Source organism: Vibrio sp. S234-5 (assembly GCF_000960595.1).
Classification (GTDB): domain Bacteria; phylum Pseudomonadota; class Gammaproteobacteria; order Enterobacterales; family Vibrionaceae; genus Vibrio.
This window is the reverse complement of the sequence record NZ_JZAM01000203.1, coordinates 77,262-95,105: the sequence shown is the minus strand read 5'-3', so window position 1 is coordinate 95,105 and position 17,844 is coordinate 77,262. Positions and strand designations below refer to the sequence as shown.

At 46.2% G+C, this 17,844-nt stretch carries 12 protein-coding genes and 1 pseudogene; 3 read left to right on the top strand and 10 right to left on the bottom strand.

From position 1 onward, the window contains the following. The 3 genes and pseudogenes from UF06_RS24335 to UF06_RS11250 all read right to left on the bottom strand — a co-directional run. Window positions 1-530: pseudogene (locus UF06_RS24335) on the bottom strand (IS3 family transposase); the annotation flags it as partial. A 272-nt stretch (window positions 531-802) separates the two neighbouring features. After that, window positions 803-8,077 carry an RHS repeat-associated core domain-containing protein gene (locus UF06_RS11255; RefSeq protein ID WP_045570548.1) on the bottom strand — a complete coding sequence of 2,425 codons (7,275 nt, stop codon included), beginning with the start codon at window positions 8,075-8,077 and terminating at the stop codon, window positions 803-805. A gap of 12 nt (window positions 8,078-8,089) precedes the next feature. Next, window positions 8,090-8,437 carry a hypothetical protein gene (locus tag UF06_RS11250; RefSeq protein ID WP_045570547.1) on the bottom strand — a complete coding sequence of 116 codons (348 nt, stop codon included), beginning with the start codon at window positions 8,435-8,437 and terminating at the stop codon, window positions 8,090-8,092. A gap of 167 nt (window positions 8,438-8,604) precedes the next feature. Between UF06_RS11250 and UF06_RS11245 the strand changes: the two genes are divergently transcribed. Both UF06_RS11245 and UF06_RS11240 read left to right on the top strand, forming a co-directional pair. Further along, window positions 8,605-8,967, top strand: coding sequence for a hypothetical protein (locus UF06_RS11245; RefSeq protein ID WP_045570546.1), 363 nt, complete (start codon window positions 8,605-8,607; stop codon window positions 8,965-8,967). Beyond that, window positions 8,960-9,352 carry a hypothetical protein gene (locus UF06_RS11240; protein WP_045570545.1) on the top strand — a complete coding sequence of 131 codons (393 nt, stop codon included), beginning with the start codon at window positions 8,960-8,962 and terminating at the stop codon, window positions 9,350-9,352. Before UF06_RS11245 ends, UF06_RS11240 begins: the two co-directional genes overlap by 8 nt. A gap of 54 nt (window positions 9,353-9,406) precedes the next feature. Here UF06_RS11240 and recR read toward each other — a convergent pair whose 3' ends face one another. The 6 genes from recR to UF06_RS11210 all read right to left on the bottom strand — a co-directional run bounded on the left by recR (window position 9,407) and on the right by UF06_RS11210 (window position 15,090). Beyond that, window positions 9,407-10,009 carry a recombination mediator RecR gene (gene recR / locus UF06_RS11235; RefSeq protein ID WP_039440073.1) on the bottom strand — a complete coding sequence of 201 codons (603 nt, stop codon included), beginning with the start codon at window positions 10,007-10,009 and terminating at the stop codon, window positions 9,407-9,409. A 16-nt stretch (window positions 10,010-10,025) separates the two neighbouring features. Further along, window positions 10,026-10,355: a YbaB/EbfC family nucleoid-associated protein gene (locus UF06_RS11230; protein ID WP_039430063.1), complete on the bottom strand. Its 330-nt coding sequence runs from the start codon at window positions 10,353-10,355 to the stop codon at window positions 10,026-10,028. A gap of 75 nt (window positions 10,356-10,430) precedes the next feature. Further along, window positions 10,431-12,551 carry a DNA polymerase III subunit gamma/tau gene (gene dnaX, locus UF06_RS11225; protein ID WP_045570544.1) on the bottom strand — a complete coding sequence of 707 codons (2,121 nt, stop codon included), beginning with the start codon at window positions 12,549-12,551 and terminating at the stop codon, window positions 10,431-10,433. Between the two features lie 8 nt (window positions 12,552-12,559). Further along, window positions 12,560-13,105, bottom strand: a complete 546-nt coding sequence (apt, locus tag UF06_RS11220) for an adenine phosphoribosyltransferase (RefSeq protein WP_045570543.1) — start codon at window positions 13,103-13,105, stop codon at window positions 12,560-12,562. 164 nt (window positions 13,106-13,269) lie between these two features. Then, window positions 13,270-13,662 carry a YbaN family protein gene (locus UF06_RS24330; RefSeq protein ID WP_171816730.1) on the bottom strand — a complete coding sequence of 131 codons (393 nt, stop codon included), beginning with the start codon at window positions 13,660-13,662 and terminating at the stop codon, window positions 13,270-13,272. 330 nt (window positions 13,663-13,992) lie between these two features. Further along, the gene (locus tag UF06_RS11210; protein WP_045570542.1) at window positions 13,993-15,090 is read right to left on the bottom strand and encodes a response regulator; all 1,098 of its coding nucleotides are present in this window, start codon (window positions 15,088-15,090) and stop codon (window positions 13,993-13,995) included. 278 nt (window positions 15,091-15,368) lie between these two features. On the opposite strand from UF06_RS11210, the gene UF06_RS11205 reads away from it, so the two are divergent. After that, on the top strand, window positions 15,369-16,256 hold the full coding sequence (locus UF06_RS11205; RefSeq protein WP_045570541.1) for a LysR family transcriptional regulator: 888 nt from the start codon (window positions 15,369-15,371) through the stop codon (window positions 16,254-16,256). Window positions 16,257-16,310: 54 nt separating this feature from the next. Here the strand turns inward: UF06_RS11205 and purF are convergent, their stop codons facing one another. After that, the gene (purF, locus tag UF06_RS11200) at window positions 16,311-17,825 is read right to left on the bottom strand and encodes an amidophosphoribosyltransferase (RefSeq protein WP_045570540.1); all 1,515 of its coding nucleotides are present in this window, start codon (window positions 17,823-17,825) and stop codon (window positions 16,311-16,313) included. Between the last annotated feature and the right edge of the window lie 19 nt (window positions 17,826-17,844).

Below are 17,844 nucleotides of genomic sequence, written 5' to 3'. Positions count from 1 at the left end.
CACGCAACAGGTAGGGATACACCTTGTGTGCTTTGTTCGCCAGCGTCGTTTTGGGCTTGGGGTAAATCGCCCCAATCCCCATATCGCGCATGAGTCGAACAACACGCTTACGATTAACGCTATGACCCTTCTTAGCCAGCTCAGTTCGAATGCGCCGACTGCCCATAAACGGATACTGAAGATGAATTTCGTCAATCATACGGCGCAACGCAATCTCCTCAGCAGAGAGTCCTATGGGTTGATAGTAAGCGGTAGAGCGAGCAATATTGAGCAGCTCACACTGGCGCTTTATCGGCAATGGGGTGGATTTAACCAGCGAACTCTTTCGCTGGGCTCGGTCTAACGACCGAGCACTTTGGCCAAAAAATCATGGCTGCGTTTTCAAGCAGCTCCTTTTTCCATGTCGAGATTTGGTTAGCGTGCAGGTTGTATTTCTGAGCTAACTCAGCGACGGTTTTATCGCCTTTAGCGGCATCGAGTGCCACCTTAGCTTTAAACTCAGGAGAGTGGTTTCTACGTTTTCTAGTCATAATCTGTCCCTGTATTGTTGGGTACTATCAAAACAGATCGACCACTTAAAGTCATGTCCGAAAATCGGGGGCCACTTCTCTGTTCGTCACAACCAAGTTTTGCCGTTTGCTTCCTTCAGGTTTCACCTCACGGTGAACACCCTTGCATAGGCTAACGGTTCTCGCTCGACTGAGCCCGTAGAGGACTTTCACCTCCTAGATCAACGCCATGCTCGGCGCACAATAAAAAAGGCGGATATGATATCCGCCTTGTTCTATTTTACCTATTCCACTTATTTCCGACCTAACTGTGTGTAAGGATACACCGGATATGGAGCGACTAACGCAGCACCTGTGTATATTGCCGCTGGCAACATTCCAACAAAACTATAAGTTTGAAACGCGAAATTGTAACTGTGCGTTCCTTGCAACCACTGACCACTCCATGAATCATAACCTTGGAATCCAAATAACTTAGATATATCCGAGTTAAAATAGTCATGAACCTTTGACACTTTATTAATAAAACGGCCAATTAAACCATTTTCGCTATAGAGATGCCGCCCTGATGCTTCTGGAGCCATACCTCCATTGACAAACATCCGAGTATACTCGTTACCTCCATTGGGAGATGTCCCAGGTATTTGTTTATGGCCACGAGTACCATCCGTTAATAAATCACCATCTTTATTGTATTTGCAGATTGAATGACTTCCTCGGCAAGAGCGAAGCTTATAGCTGTCAGTAGCATTCTTCATATACTCAAAGCCTAAAATGATCGCTTGAGATAATGCCGCAAACTTAGCGCCATCACTGCACGAGCCACCAACAATTTTCCCAGTTGCGCACCCTCCGGTCGCGGCCACGGCCACTTTACGTGTCGCATCTAGCCAACCTTTCGTTGGGCTCAAGCCATTATATGCACCAATAGCACCAGTAATTGCTCCTACCGCAGCCCCTCTCAATGCGCCGTCCCAACTGTCCGTCAATATTCCCCCCGCAAATGCACCACCAGATGCCCCCGCCAGCGCACCAGCCGTAATTCCGTTCGCCATCGTTCCTGAGACTAAATAGCTACCGCCATATTTAGCAAGCATACCGGCATAGGCTCCTCCGGTATAAACCGTGACAACAACACTTGCAACAATCGCAACGATCTTCCGATGTTTGTCGACAAAGTCTTTAAGATCGTTCCATTGTCTTCGGAACTCTCTGCCTATTCGCTTAAAGAAATGCCCCGAAGGATCGTTGTACTTCAGCGGATTATTCAGTACATAGCTGTACCTATTGAAAGATTGGCTGTTATCCGGCGATTGGATGAAGATATCAGCGCTAATGAATCGAGCAATTGAGGCATCATACAGGCGACCATTCATATGAATCAGGCCGACTTCATCAATACTCTCATGACCAGTGTAGGTTCGATTAAACATGACAGCTTGCAAAAGAACATTTTGCGGTTGGGCCCATTCAAATGGTCGAACTTTACCCCAAGGATCATATAGCTTACGGTCCACCACATTGCCCCACATATCTGTCACCATATCAACAGACTTCAATGCGTCAGCATGACTGTAGCGAATTTGACGATCGACAGAAGCAAAATTTCCCGAGCCATCAGTTTTAACGGTATTAATATTTACAGCAACCAAGCCATCACCAGCGTAAATAAATTGCTTGTGTTGAATGTCCCCTGAACTTAACTCTGTTCTTTCATATACCTTGCCAAAATACCAAGTAGTATCACCAGTATTTGTCTGTTTTTGATAACGAGTATTGGATTCATCGTAGTTGAAGCGCACCCAAGCATTACCCTTCACAATTTCAGTAGGTTTATTCCACACGTTCCATCGAATATCGCGATTACTGTCTGACAGCATATTTCCGTTAGCATCATAGGAATAAGTCAACTCACCAACTTGCGTAACAGCATGTTTATGCTTGGGATCTGCGTACACATAGTGTCCAACGTCGGATTTGTATCGGATATTGCCGTTGGCTGCGTATGCCATCGAGTACGTTTTATTAAACAATGGGTTATCAGCGTGAGCTTGGTTTACCCCTTCCAGATAATAGTCTGTCAAGCGGTCTTGCTTATCGTAATAGTAGGTTTCCTTGATGTCGTTGACTAAGTCATGGCGACTTTTCACATTGTCCATCCGGTCGTAACTATAATGAATACCGCGTACGAGTTTCGTGCCTTGCTTAGTATAGATATTCAGTAGCTGTCCGTTTCCTTCGTGATAGTCGTAACTGTTTACCAAACCATTGCCGAATATTTCGGATGTGATACGCCCCTCAGCATCCAACGCATTCAGTTTCCAATAGGTCACTTTACCTGCATCTGGATTTTGTTCTTTCAACTCGCTAAGCCAATTGGATTCGCTTTGAGATTGGCTCGCCAAGGCTTGATATTTCTGAGAGACCAGTTTGACCTGTTTCACCAACTTCACTAGTTGCTCTGCCGCAGCTAGGTAGCTTTGCATTCGCTGAGTTGTTAGCTGTTCAACATACTCCAGTCGATCAATTTCTCCCGCAAGATCGGTAAGTTCGGTAAACATCGCTCTCATGCGTTGATCGTAAAGTGGATCGTCTCTGTCCAGATTAAATGTGGCTAAACTCATACCACCGTCACGAGAGTAATTGCCATAATACGCAATCTGTCCCTCATCCTGCAGCAGATTTTTCACCATCTCCCACTCTTCCAAACTGACTTGTCTCAGCAAATTCCCTTCTATTTTCAGATGGAATTTAGGCTGCTGAATGATGGGAATAAGTACATTAGCTGGAATCAGCACCGTGCGAGAAGAGACTTCAAAATAGCGTTCTCCATATTCATCTACATATACCGTCAGTGGTCGGCCATGCAATTCGGAATACATTCTCTGAGAAAATTGTTCGTTCTCAGCTCGACCATCAAACGAAATAACATTGGCTTGCAAAGCTTCATACTCTTTCCGTCTTTGGGCGTAGAAATATTGTTGTTCCTGCAAGTCCCTAATGTTTGAAACATACTCCTTCGCTTTAGCCAGTGCTTCAGTGATCAAAGGTTGAATCACCTGCTTAAACTCTTGCTCAGTAAAGTTAACTTGCGCTTGAGAAATGTCCCCCCATACCTCGGTGTTTATCCCCGTGGCACCATCTCTTTCATAATGGAGTACAAACTGGTCAGGTCGAGATTCACGAATCAGTTGCCCAATCGTGTTGTATTCTAAGTCGCGAGTAAACGTATGATCTTCAGTGATCACTTCTTCACGGCTAAGTAACCCTTTGTCGTTATACACAAAATTCTTAATCGTTTCTCCAACGACTTCGGTCTGCAGTAACGCTCCAACCCATTGCCGAGAACCGACCTGATCGTATCTCCAGTAGATGGTTCTGCTCTTACTCTGCTCTTCTCCATTGGCTATTACGACATTCTCTTCGGTTTGAGCACTTTTTCGGCCCAACTTGTCATAGGAGAAATTGACTGTTTGTCCTTTTGCATCCGTTTGTTGTATCAACTGCCCAAAACCGTCATACACATATGTCCAAATTCCAAGATCTGGATCGTCTATAAACGTTTTCTTCCCTTGCAAGTTGTATTTGGTGGAAACCATTTCCCCCTCAGAAGCAATCGCATTTTTGAGTAAACCGTTCGCATAGTATTCGTAGCGAATGCTCCCACCTTGAGGTTCGGTTTTCTGGATCTCCCATCCCAGTACATTCGTATAGGTAGTATTAACCCGACCGTTGGCATCCGTTTTTGCCACAGAGAAAGGGGCATATTGATACGTTACCCAGTTTTCTTCTTTACCCGCAGGACCAGGTTCTCGAACGGAAACGATACGCCCTAAATCGTCGTATGCGGTAGTAATGTACTGTGGAATGTCCCCTTGGTAGTAGGGTTTGGTAACCGAAATTAAGTTCCCTTTGGCGTCATAGGAAGAGTCAACTAGCACCCATTTACCATCAACAGAAAGTGTCGCTTTTCGCACTTCTCGTTCAAGAAAATCGTACAAACTGATTTTCTTACCAGCACCTATGGATTCATTGACAATACAGTAAACTGCGTTGGATAGAGAAAACTTACAATTGTCACTGTCCGCTGAATATCTGTGAATGGCACTTTGTAGCATACCATTTGAAGTACGAATGTGTGTTTCTCTACCAAAACCGTCTAACGTCGTTGTCGTTGTTAAACCATTAGCGCCGCTATTTGAGATAACTCCTTGATAAAGATCCATGGACTCTTCAACAATTTGGCCCAGAGGGTTAGTGATTTTAGTTTTGACCACATCGCCTTCATACGTAAACTGATATTCTGTTGAGCGTGTTTCATTAAAGCTTCCGTTGGTGGCAGTGATTGCCTCAAGTTCAACAATACCTTGGGCATTTCTCTGTTTTGCAGTTTTGACCGCAAAAGCTGTTCCGGGGTATTCAATTTGTTCAACTAGCAATCCAGTTTGAGGGTCGTAGGCAAACGCAGCTTCTTTGCTACTTTGCGACCCATCGCTATGTACAAGCGTTGTTTTGGTATGCTCTAACAGACCGACAAGCCACCGACTCTCATTGTTAGAGTAACGGTTTTCTGTGATCTCACTGAAGACTTCTTCCCGACCAGTTATTGGGTTAACACCAGACGTTGTAGTAATTACTTTTCCAACATTGCCAAACTGATCAACATCCAACTGCTCTACTTTTACAACACTTTGCACATCCCCCGTATCGGTATAGCGCGTATCGACTCTTTGCTTCTGATAGGTCGCGTAACTAGAACGGTTTATTGGTGTCGAAATGTAATTGACGACCGTTGTATAGTCACTTTTCTTAACCGCCTTTACGATTTGGGTAGGAAGACGCTGCTGCAATAATTCCGCATTCATTTGATCCGATACCGTAGACATGGACCAAATTGGTGAAGCTATTTGAGGATCTGTAACCTCCTCTTCCACTAAGAAATACTGCGTTGATGGAACAATAATTGGTGTTAGTGGCGAACCACCGATCGGAACAAACTTATCTGCATCAGAAGCATATTTTTTCCCCTGATATTCAACGAGTTTGTAGTCTGAGGCAAGTAGCTCTACTTCACGTGCCACTTGGGTTTCTGAACGACGAATCTTGGTTGCGGTTAAGGTTTGTTGATGACTTGCATAATCCATTTGCGAAGAGCCAAGTAGTCTTAACTCTCTAAAGTTCCAAAATGAGCCTTCGAAGCACTCTTCGCAATCTGCAGACAAGTTCTGATGGTTACCTAAGTAATCGGTGTGTTTTCTAATCAAGCCCGTATAGGGAAACTCAGTATAAAAATGAGTTTCCGCGTTGCGTGTATTGATGCCATCGACAAAGTCTCGTTGACGGATCCAAGTAAAACCAGATTCAGTTGCCCCATCGAAGGAGTTGCGCACAGGACCAAACTGAAACAGATAGTTGTTTTTCCCTTTCCCGTTGTCTGTCTCTAAACGATAAGCCACCGGATAAGATGCCGGTAGGTTTCGTTTACCGGGTTCTGCGGACTGAAAAGATTCCACAATGGTGTGATCTTTATAAGGGCCAAACCAGACTCTCGATTTATGGCCCAGACCATTTGTGACGCTTTTGAGCAACAAAGTACCATGATTGTTTTGTGTTGCCGCTTGACACTCGATACGGTTAGATACTTTTTTGCAAAAATCAATCACACCGTCTTGGTTCAAGTCCATAAAGGAGTTAAATCCGCTTCCCCAAGCGTTCACCGAAAAATCGTAACTGCGTTTGTTGATGTTGGAACATTTAACGGTATTGCCTACGCCACGGCAGAAATCCACTACGCCATCTTGGTCTAAATCAACCCACCAACGTTTGTCTGCTGCGCCAAGCTCGGCAGTCCAATCAATACCTCCAACCAATACAATATCATCTTCCAATTGTTCGATTGTGCCCAGCGAACCTAGTGAACAGGTTAAATTTTTCTCTTGGCCGAAGTCATTTTTGGTTACTCGACAAAAATCACTCGCACCGTCGCCGTTAACATCCACCCACCAACGGCTATCAACTTTGGTTTCTGCAGACAGCGAATAAGTTTTGTTTTTCTCCAAGACATCGGAGCCAGAGAAAAAAGTACATCGAACGGTTTTATAATCCACACTGCAAAGATCGCTGCTTCCATCACCGTTCAAATCCACCCAAAATGTTGAATCGGCGCTAGCCCATTGCATACCTTTAACGCTGACGGTATCAGACCACTCTCCATCAGCTTGCGGCTCTGAACACAGCAATTCATCACCAAGGCGACGACAGTATTCAGGAACACCATTGGCATTGGTGTCTTTCCACCAACGAAACTCTTTCATACCCAACAGAGATAAAGGCCACTGCAGTTTCTCCGTTGTACCATCTGGGTTAAAACTATCACAATGTAACTGACCGGATTCCACGCGGCAAAAATCGGATTTGCTATCGCTGTTAATATCAATCCACCAGTGAGCATCCTTATCGCCCCATTGGCTTATTGAGTACGTTTTAACCGAGAGATTCGTGCCGACATCAAGGTGGCATATCAATCCGGTATTACCTGTTTTACAAAAATCACTAATACCGTTGCCATTGATATCAACCCACCAACTGTGAGTTACCGCAGCCCCCCAATTGGCAGGCATTTGTATATTGCCCCAGTTTTGCAAATCATGGCTGAGAACGGTTTGGCCAAAATATGGCTTATTGGCTTGAGGAAGTGTCATGGCTTGCCAATCAAAGCGAGTCCCTGGCATACAAACATCATTTTTATCGCAATACTCCACTTTACTCAGGAAAGCACCCGCTGTTTCAGCCATTCCAGCTTGCAAGTCATAGTGGAACTTGTAGTAATTTTTCAACTTGCCATTGATGTTAATATCAATTTTATGCAGATGTTCACGTTGAGCTTTAACTACTCCATTGACCTTGGAGTGAGTAATAAATGAGGAAGTAGAATTATAGATGTTTTTATAATTAAAGCTTACCTGGTAAATGTCATACTCTATCGACGCTAACTGGCCTAAATCATCATAGTGGTAGTTTATCGGCGCAGATTTGGGGTGACTTAACTCTGACGCAAGCAACCAAGATTGTGACAACTCATGGTAATTGTAACGCTTGGATGAACCGTTTTTCTCTTGTAAGACAAAATAGCTATTGCTGCTGGTTGTATTACCGGAGAGCGTTAATTTCGCTTGAGTATTGATATAGGTAGTGTAGATTGACTGATCTTTGCCAATCGTTCCGTCTACAGCAACAAGTCGGTTACCATCAAGGCAGTAATTGTCGGTTTCCGTCAATGTGACTGTATTGTAATCACCATCGATATAAGGCACATCACCACAACGGCTAATAGACGATAAGCCACTGAGTGTAAAACCTGCGCCAAGTGCGCTTCGCAACGTTCCAGCACTGGAATAGCTAAGTGCGAGTGCGGGTTGAATACCACCGATACCATTGGGAAGATTCAATGGGATCTGATAATAGGCGACCCCTTGTTCGATTGAGAGCTCACCGGGAAGTGTACCAACCGTCGAAGACCACGCTGGTATCGCTATTCCTGATATGAGTAAACCTAGCCATTTATTCATTCTTAAGCCTTTTTAATTAGACAACTCTATTATTTCTTTTTCTAAATTAGAAATTCTCTTGTTGATTTCCATATTTTCACCGTCAGAACTACTCTGTACATCAGTAGCTTTAATATCAAAACCATCATTAAACACCGATTGTCGCAAACTCTTAACGGCAATCTGGCTATTGAGCTTTTCAACAGTAAAAGTTTCTTTCCCAAGATCGCTGCTGAAATTCTCAGAGCGTTTTAAATATTTTTCTTCAACTGAATCTTTCGTACCAAAATCAGACCAAAGTAAAATATTTATTATTAGCAGAATAAGTATTGTGACAAATGTCACCGATATCCATACTTTAGGTATTATTCCCTTTTCCATTCAACCTCCAAAATAGAGAAAATAATAGATATGCTTTAAATCCAAAAGAAGAAATACATTCAACAATGACATACTTCACACACTTAATATAAAGTGTAAAAAATACTTTTCCGTAATTAATACCTGTAGATAATAGGAGCTTCAAATAAATAACTTAGGCTAGGAATATGAAAAAAATCATCATCGGCATTATCAGTTTACTACTTTCTTTTGCTTCACACTCTGAAATCTACACAGACGCAGGGACAAAATGGTACGGTCCTTATACAATTAAAAGCGTATCTCGCCAGATTCAGCATGTCCACCGAGTATCAATCCAATTTAATGAGTCCATAGAAACGACTTGTGAACTGAATAACACTACCAGAAGAGTTACTAACGTCGCTGACAATTACATCGTTGTTGACGCTATTTTTTCTGGCGCACTTGCAGCACAAGCGCAAAACAAACCAGTGAGAATACTATTGACTGGTGCGTGTCACGCTACACATGGATTAAACTTATGGGGAATTGAGGTCATCAATGAATAGAAATACAGGACTAAAAGCTTTTTTCCTAATCGCACTGCTGACTGCCACAAATGCTAGTGCTGAGATAGGTAAATGGTATGGGCCAGTGACTATAGAGAAAATGGGACACCTGATGGACCAACCTTACGGAAACACTGAACGTTCAAAATTATTTGTAAAATTCAAAGAGCCGATAGAGATAGGTTGTGCTGCGACACAAGAAGGAAAAATAGCCAGTTATCGCTCTCCGAGTCCAAATGAATGGAATCAAAACTGGAATGGCACCTGGCAATCGCTCATCATGACGGCCCATGCTCAGAAGAAGCAAGTAATGCTCTATCTTCAAAAAGAAATATGCGATCCGACTTATGGCGCACTCATACAAGGTGTCGAGATTATCCTTTAGCCTATGTTGAACAAAAAAACCGCGCCAAGGCGCGGTTTTTTACACAGAACTCGGCTAAAAAAGCTTGTGCCGCCCGAGGAGCGAATGAGACAAGGTTGTGCCATCCACCAGCTCAAGCTCGCCGCCAACAGGCACCCCGTGGGCAATACGGCTAGCAGTCACTTGATGCTCACGGCATAACTCTGCGATGTAATGCGCGGTGGCCTCGCCTTCAACCGTTGGGTTGGTCGCCAGAATCACTTCCGTGATGTCACCACGACGCAAACGATAATCCAGCACATCCAAACCAATATCACTCGGGCCGATGCCATCTAAAGGCGATAGATGCCCCATCAGCACAAAGTAGCGGCCAGAAAACTGCCCTGTAGCTTCTACGGCGGCGATATCTGCCGGGCTTTCCACCACGCACAATAAGCCGTTTTCCTGACGTTTTGGATTGGTGCAGATGCTACACACTTCCTCTTCAGTAAAGGTTCGGCATTCGTTGCAGTGGCCGATTTCGGTCATCGCATGATTTAGGGCGTCTGCAAGCTGCAATCCGCCTTTTCTGTCTCTCTGTAACAAATGAAAGGCCATACGCTGCGCCGACTTGGGGCCAACCCCAGGTAGACAACGTAAGGCCTCCATCAATTGTTCCAGCATATGACTGGTACGCATTGGCTAACCTTGTCGATTAGAAAGGCATTTTCATGCCCGGTGGTAGTTGCATACCGCCAGTGATGCTTGCCATCTTCTCTTTTTGCGTCTCTTCAACACGGCGCGCCGCATCATTGAACGCAGCGGCGATCAAATCTTCCAGCATCTCTTTATCGTCTTCCATCAAGCTTTCGTCGATGTCAACGCGGCGCACGCTGTGGCTACCTGTGATGGTGATTTTAACCAGACCCGCGCCTGATTCACCCACCACTTCCATATTCGCGATTTCTTCTTGAAGCTTTTGCATGCGCTCTTGCATTTGCTGGGCCTGCTTCATTAGGTTGCCCATACCGCCTTTACCAAACATGTTTATCTCTCTGGTTGAATGAGGTGTTCACAATGGATGGGGTCGAGAAAGCGATATTTCAACCCCGGGAATATTTTAGACAGGTCGAACACTGTCTCTGTCCAGTTCCGCGCTAAAGCGGCGCAAAATAAACTGCACGTTAGGATCTTCTTCTAGGCTGGTAAAAGCCTGCTGTAATTTCTGCTGATAGAGACGCTCACGCAGCTCCAAAGGTGTTTCACCTTGCTCGCCAATCTCGACCGAAAGATGACACTCATCTCCCAGCACTCGATTGAGTGCGTGCAGCAGCTCGTTTTGCGCCTTGTCGGTGTTCAAGTGTTGCTGATGCGGCCGTAGCGTCAAGGCGATGGTCGAGCCCTCTTTTTGGTAGACTGAATTGAGAGCAAGCTGCTCAACCAGTTTTGCCGTCTCCAATCGAGTAATAAGGCGCGCCCATTCACTTTGTTCAAGGGATTGCGCGATCAGCTTTTCCGCCATCTCTGGCGTTTTTTCATGCTCAAGAGCACGTTTGATTTCACTTGGCGTCAGCTCTTTCTGTTTTGGTTGCTGCGGTGCAAGGGTTGGACGCCACTGATAAGGCTCGTTATCCGCCTCTACCACCGTTTCTATGGCCGCAACTTTGCTTGGCGACATCGACATCGTGCCGGCATTTTTCTGCGCGACGCGATCTAACACCGACTCTTTACTCGCCGATGTCGCGTTAGGCTTTTTTGCCCCACCACTTTGTTGTAAGCCTTTGCGCTGCGATCTCAGCTGATGGCGCAACCCTGTAGCAGGAGTTGGCGCTGGAGATTCAGCAGCAGGCGTTGCCATTTCGCGCACGTCGGGGTGATAGGGCGACTCATAGTGCTCTGGTGGCCTATCATCCGTTGGAACGTCATCCATATAGTGCGCCGGCACATCATACTGCGCTGGCGGCTGTTGCATCGGTGGTGCAGACGCTAAAGGGCGTGATGGCTCAGGTTGCACATTGGGCTGACCACCCGTTACCTGTGCATGTTGACTGGCTGGTGCGCTGGACGATGCGGGTGCTTGAGCTTGCTCTACAGGCGCAGGAGCGGGCGAAGAAACCGGTGTGCTCTCGCTTGAAACAAGATTTATCTGCGCCGCTGTTGCTGGACGAAATGCCATCATACGCAACACGATCATTTCCATACAGATGCGGCCGTTTGGCGCAAGCGGCAAGTCTTGCCGCCCTTTCAAGCTAATTTGATAAAAAAGCTGCACGTCTTGCGGCGACAAACTGCGGCTCAACAGCTCAATTTTTTCCGCATCGGGCTGGCTTTTATCGAGTGTAGACGGTAATAGCTGATACATACCGACACGGTGCAACTGCGTCGCTAACTGCTGAAGTAGGCCATCCCACTCAACACCGTTTTGCGCCAGATACGCCACTTTTTCCATCGCGACTTGCGGCTGTTTGCTGCTGATGGCTTCCAGAAGATGAATAGCTTGGTCAGTATCGATGGTGCCGAGCATGTGACTTACAACGTCAGTGAGGATGTTGCCATTACCGAGCGCAATCGCTTGATCAGTTAAGCTCAGCGCATCACGCATACTGCCATCGGCAGCATAGGAAATCATGCCAAGTGCACGCGCTTCCGCCGTCACTTGCTCTTTGGCGAGGATCACATCCAACTGTTGGTGAATTGCATCAACGCCAATTGGTTTGAGATGAAACTGCAAACAACGCGACAAAATCGTCACTGGCAGTTTTTGTGGATCGGTGGTTGCGAGTAAGAACTTCACATACTCCGGCGGCTCTTCCAGCGTTTTTAACAGCGCATTGAAAGAGTGACGCGAGAGCATGTGAACTTCGTCGATAAGATAGACTTTGAATCGACCACGTGCTGGTTTGTATTGCACGTTATCCAGCAGTTCACGAGTGTCTTCCACCTTAGTGCGAGAAGCGGCATCAATCTCCAGCAGATCGACAAAACGGCCTTGGTCAATCTCCTGACAAGTCGCACACTGGCCGCAAGGCTGCGAGGTAATGCCCGTTTCGCAGTTCAATCCTTTGGCAAACAGTCGTCCAATAGTGGTTTTACCTACCCCTCGAGTACCGCTAAAAAGGTAAGCGTGATGTAAGCGATTGTGGGCTAGTGCATTTTCCAATGCGGTCAAAACATGACTCTGCCCAACCACTTCCTTGAACTGACGCGGACGCCACTTTCGCGCTAAAGCTAAATAACTCATTGACTTAATTAGTGTCCTTCGAATTCACAGATGCTGTAAACGTTAAGGCCTAGGGCTTCTAAACGTTTATCACCACCAATCTCTGGCAGGTTGATCACAAAAGCAGCGTGTTCGACCACACCACCTAGTTGGCGGATCAGTTTAGTGGTTGCTTCAATGGTACCGCCGGTGGCCAGAAGGTCATCAACCACCAAAACTTTATCACCTGCGCTGATCGCATCAACGTGGATTTCCAGCGTATCAACGCCATACTCGAGCTCGTAGGATTGAGCTAGCGTCGCGCGTGGCAGTTTACCCGGCTTACGCACAGGGACAAAGCCGACGCCCAGTTGCAACGCAAGTGGCGCACCAAACAGGAAACCACGTGCTTCTGTGCCGACCACTTTGGTAAAGCCCATCTCTTTGTATTTGTCGACCAGCAGTTGAATGGTCGCTTGGTAGGCCGCAGCGTCTTCCAGCAGACTGGTCACGTCGCGAAAGAGAATCCCCGGCTTTGGGTAATCCTGAATGCTTTTTATACTGGCTTTGATCTGTGAAATTGTGTTGGTAGTCATAATATCGATTTACTTAAGATTGGCTCACCGCCCTCTGTTGTTATCACGCTATTATGAGGGCAAGGAACGGGTGGTTCTCGTCGTTATAGGGCTGACATCGAAAGTCCATAACGCTAAAAAAACAAACGCCCACTCGAAGAGCGGGCACACTTTTCTTCCCAATTCTAGTCACTTTCCCTGCACTCATCAACCGAACCAATCACAGGGAGACGTACAAAAATGCTAAGCAAAACGATTAACCCGCACATCAGCGCAATTTTCAGCCAGAGAAACGGGACGAACCAAATGGAAAAGGCAAAACTGAAAAGGATAAATAGCGCACCACGATTTTTCACCTGTGGAGTAACGGCTCGGTGTTGCTGCCAGTTGGTCAATACCGGGCCAAACGTTTTGTGGCGATGTAACCAATGATGGAATCGTGGGCTAGAACGTAGAAAACAAGCGCTGGCTAGCAAGATAAACGGAGTGGTAGGTAAAAGCGGTAAGACAATGCCTGCAATGCCTAAGCATAAACTGAGCCCACCAACGATATTAAGCAGAAAACGGCGAATACGAATGATGGACTCCAGTATTTAAAAACCAGCGTAACCGTTAAAAACACGTAGCCAGGTTAAGGTTGCAGGTAGGGTTGGAATTAAAAGCACCGCGATAAAACCAAGGAAATAAAAAAGGTTGTACGGCTCTTTGAAGTCTTCGTTTGCCATGATGTCACTACTCTTCGCTAGATAACTTTACTTTTGCTCACTGGTTAACCTGAGGTTACCAAAGTGGCTTATTATTGTTGCGCGGCAACTATACAGCAAAGGTCTCCGGCCAAACACCGAAGAAAAGTAAGGTTAAATGACAAACGTGACGGACACCATCACGTTTGTCATTCTGATAAAGAGCTAGTTTTTACGCATCATCGTCAGACTGAAACTGGATGTTCCCAAACAGCCCAAAGTCAACTGGCCTACGCTGTGAATCGCCAAGTCCCGAGTAACAAAGTTAGCTAAGCAGCCATGACCCAGCTTCTTACCCGCCGAAATATGCTGTTTGCTATATCCGTTTGACCACACGCTATCTAGACCTGCGGGAAGCAGAGAAACCGTCCCGTCAGTCAGATCGGCAATACCAAACAGAGCATTGATGGGTTCGGCGCACTCAGAATAGCGGATGCCTTTCTCAAGAACATCAGCGATGTCTTTCAGATCCGCGTTAAAGCTTTTCAGATGGCGAAGGTAGTCATCAAATAGCGCGCGTATTAGCAAAGTACTGGCAGCGCCGCCCTGCTCCACCGATGATGAATCGACCAAGTAAAACGCAAATTGTCCGCTCATCAGCCACCGATAGTCGAAAATGAGCGGCATCATATCGGCAGATTGCAACAGCTTATAAGAACATTTCCAATCACCTAGCGAAGTGTCTCTCTCCGGCAACAAAGCATGAAGCAAGTCTTTTGCTGCGCTGGGATTGTCTTGCAAGTAGCTCAGGTGCCAATGCAGCTCTTGTTCATCCGGCAGTTGCCCACCGTCATCAACACGAAACCACTGACTGGAAAAATCTCGTTGATCGGCAATATGATGAAAAGAATCTTCCAAGGTATTTTCAATGGCTTGGGCTAGATGGCCATAATTACCTATCGGTTTGGGCAGAAAATCTTTGATGCCATAGCGAAGCGCTTTGGCCACATCGGACATCTCATCGGTCGCAGACACGACAATCAGAGGCAGTGAAGGGTATTCCAAACTCACTTCCTCTACAAATTCGATGCCATCTAACACTGGCATGGACAGATCACAAAGGACCACGTCCGGATCGTGCTCACGCAGCAGTTGCAGCGCTTGCAATCCATTTTCCGACTCGACAACCTTGTATCCTAACCCAGCCAAATACGCACTAGTGATACGACGGAAAATGGGATCATCGTCAACAAGCATGATCTGTGTTGACGTTGCTGCTTCCCTTGCCGAGGCCGTTGCCGTTTGACTGTGAGTCTTGTACATATGCTTCACCTCACGCACTCAGTCAAAGTAGTTAACGATTTTTTATTATTGTATTGGGTAATTGAACAATGCGATTTCGCTCCCTGCGAACATCCCAATTGCGTTGTTTAAAAGTTAGCTGTTAAAGGCGATTTATACAAATGTTCCACACTATATCAGCACTTCCTACTAGATATATGGGAAACGCTAAACAGTGCGACATGTTGACATGAAGCAAGCTTTGATTGCAAAGTTAGCGCTAAATTAGGCCTCTTTGGTAAATCGATGTGTCAGGAAATATGAAACTAGATGATCTAAACCTATTTCGATTAGTAGTCGAAAATGGGAGCTATACCGCAACTTCGCGCAAGACCATGATTCCCGTGGCGACCATTACCCGACGCATTCAAGCCCTGGAAGAGTCCGTGAACTTACGCTTGCTCAATCGACATGCGCGTAAACTGTCTCTGACTGAAGCAGGCGAGCGCTTCTTCCATGAATGCTCACCGCTACTGCAACGGCTCACGAGCGCGGCGGAAGAGATCACAGATGAATGCCGCGGAGCGTCAGGGAAGATCAAAATCTCAACCCCATACAATCTGACCAAACGCATGATGATGCCGATGCTAAACGGCTTTATGCACAAATACCCAGAAATTAATATTGAACTCACCACAGAAAGCAATGCCGATCAGCTTGACCCAACCGAATGGGATGTCATTTTTCGCGTCGGCCCACAACGTGACTCCAGCTTGATTGCGCGCAAAATCGGCGAAGTCAAAGACATTTTAGTCGCCAGCCCAGCGTATCTGAGTACCCATTCTGCTCCAACTCATGCGGAAGATCTACACTACCACTCGCTGTTAAAAGGCCATCCTTTGATGAAATGGTCGCTAAGCAATAGCAAAGGCGAAACGGTGATTAACGTCGACAGAGGACGTTTCCAAGCCAATGCGCTCAATGTGGTACGCAGCGCTTGTTCAGAAGGTCTAGGCATTACTTTGATGCCAGATGTGATGATCCGTGAATACATCGCCAACGGCAGTCTGGTACGTATCCTGCCCGATTGGAGCGCAAACCCACGCGACATTTACATGCTGTATAACCATAAAGATCATCTGCCAGAGAAGGTGCGCCTGTTTATTGATTACGTGATTGCCTACGACCTGCACGAATACAGGAGCTGAAAGCAAAAAACCAGAGCCGCGGCTCTGGTTTTTCATTGTGTACAACGTTGAACGCTACGCTTCTTCGTTGTGCAGCTCTAGGTTGGCTAAGTCCTGCTGAATTTCACGCTGCAATTTCGCATCATCGTTGCGCAGTGAATCAAGAAAATCGAGATACTGTTGGTCGATATCACCCGTCACGTACTCGCCATTAAAGACCGAGGTATCGAACTGGGTAATGTCTGGGTTGCCCATACCAACGGCGTCCACCAAATCTTCCAATTTCTGGAAAATCAGCGCATCGGCACCGATCAGCTTACAGATGGTTTCGTTGTCACGTCCGTGCGCAATCAATTCGTTAGCACTTGGCATATCAATGCCATAGACGTTCGGGAAACGTACTTCTGGCGCCGCGGAAACGATATACACTTTCTTTGCGCCGGAATCACGCGCCATTTCGATAATCTGCTCAGAGGTGGTGCCACGCACGATAGAGTCATCAACCAGCAACACGTTTTTGTCTTTAAACTCAGAACGTATGGCATTGAGCTTACGGCGTACCGATTTCTTGCGCAGTTGTTGACCTGGCATGATGAAAGTACGACCGACGTAGCGGTTCTTCACAAATCCTTGTCGGTAGGGAATATCAATCGCTTGGGCGATTTGCAGGGCGATGTCGCAAGACGTCTCTGGAATGGGGATCACCACATCGATATCGAGATCGGCATACTCTTCTTTAATGCGTTCGCCAAGTTTTTTACCCATCTCTACGCGCGCACTGTAAACGGAAATCTTATCGATAAAAGAGTCAGGACGAGCAAAGTAAACAAATTCGAAAATACATGGATTGAGTTTCGGGTTATCGGCGCACTGTTTCGAGAACAGCTGTCCATCGAAGGTGACATAAATAGCTTCACCGGGAGCCACATCACGTAGGAAGTCAAAACCCACCGCATCAAGCGCGACAGACTCAGAAGCCACCATGTATTCCGTCTGGCCATTGTCTTCACGCTTACCCAAACAAAGCGGGCGAATACCATGCGGGTCACGAAAAGCCACCATTCCGTGGCCAATAATCATCGCCGTCACCGCATAAGCACCGCGGATCGTACGATGAACATTGGTGATGGCGCGGAAAACATCCTCTGCGGTCACATTGCCTTTGACGGTATCAATTTCATGTGCAAGCACATTGAGCAGAACTTCCGAATCCGAGGTGGTGTTGATGTGGCGACGGTCTTTTTCAAACAGTTTTTGACGAACTTCATGAGCATTGGTCAAATTACCATTGTGCGCCAGACAAATGCCAAAAGGAGAGTTTACGTAAAATGGCTGAGCTTCCGAGGCACTAGAACTGCCTGCTGTCGGATAACGTACATGGCCGATACCAACGTTTCCTTGTAGACGCTGCATGTGTTTTGCTTCAAAAACATCTTTCACCAGGCCGTTTGCTTTACGCAGACGAAAACGATTGCTTTCTATGGTACAAATACCAGCGGCATCTTGGCCACGATGCTGTAACACTGTTAACGCGTCATAAATTGACTGGTTTACAGGGGTTGTGCCCACGATTCCAACAATACCACACATGTCCTAATCCTCGATTTGC

Bases quoted from the DNA above. Each gene is read 5' to 3' on its own strand.
- dnaX (WP_045570544.1), bottom strand. From the start codon at position 12,551: ATGAGTTATTTAGCTTTAGCGCGAAAGTGGCGTCCGCGTCAGTTCAAG.
- purF (WP_045570540.1), bottom strand. From the start codon at position 17,825: ATGTGTGGTATTGTTGGAATCGTGGGCACAACCCCTGTAAACCAGTCA.
- UF06_RS11240 (WP_045570545.1), top strand. From the start codon at position 8,960: ATGAATAGAAATACAGGACTAAAAGCTTTTTTCCTAATCGCACTGCTG.
- UF06_RS11245 (WP_045570546.1), top strand. From the start codon at position 8,605: ATGAAAAAAATCATCATCGGCATTATCAGTTTACTACTTTCTTTTGCT.
- apt (WP_045570543.1), bottom strand. From the start codon at position 13,105: ATGACTACCAACACAATTTCACAGATCAAAGCCAGTATAAAAAGCATT.
- UF06_RS11255 (WP_045570548.1), bottom strand. From the start codon at position 8,077: ATGAATAAATGGCTAGGTTTACTCATATCAGGAATAGCGATACCAGCG.
- UF06_RS11205 (WP_045570541.1), top strand. From the start codon at position 15,369: ATGAAACTAGATGATCTAAACCTATTTCGATTAGTAGTCGAAAATGGG.
- UF06_RS11210 (WP_045570542.1), bottom strand. From the start codon at position 15,090: ATGTACAAGACTCACAGTCAAACGGCAACGGCCTCGGCAAGGGAAGCA.
- UF06_RS11230 (WP_039430063.1), bottom strand. From the start codon at position 10,355: ATGTTTGGTAAAGGCGGTATGGGCAACCTAATGAAGCAGGCCCAGCAA.
- UF06_RS11250 (WP_045570547.1), bottom strand. From the start codon at position 8,437: ATGGAAAAGGGAATAATACCTAAAGTATGGATATCGGTGACATTTGTC.
- recR (WP_039440073.1), bottom strand. From the start codon at position 10,009: ATGCGTACCAGTCATATGCTGGAACAATTGATGGAGGCCTTACGTTGT.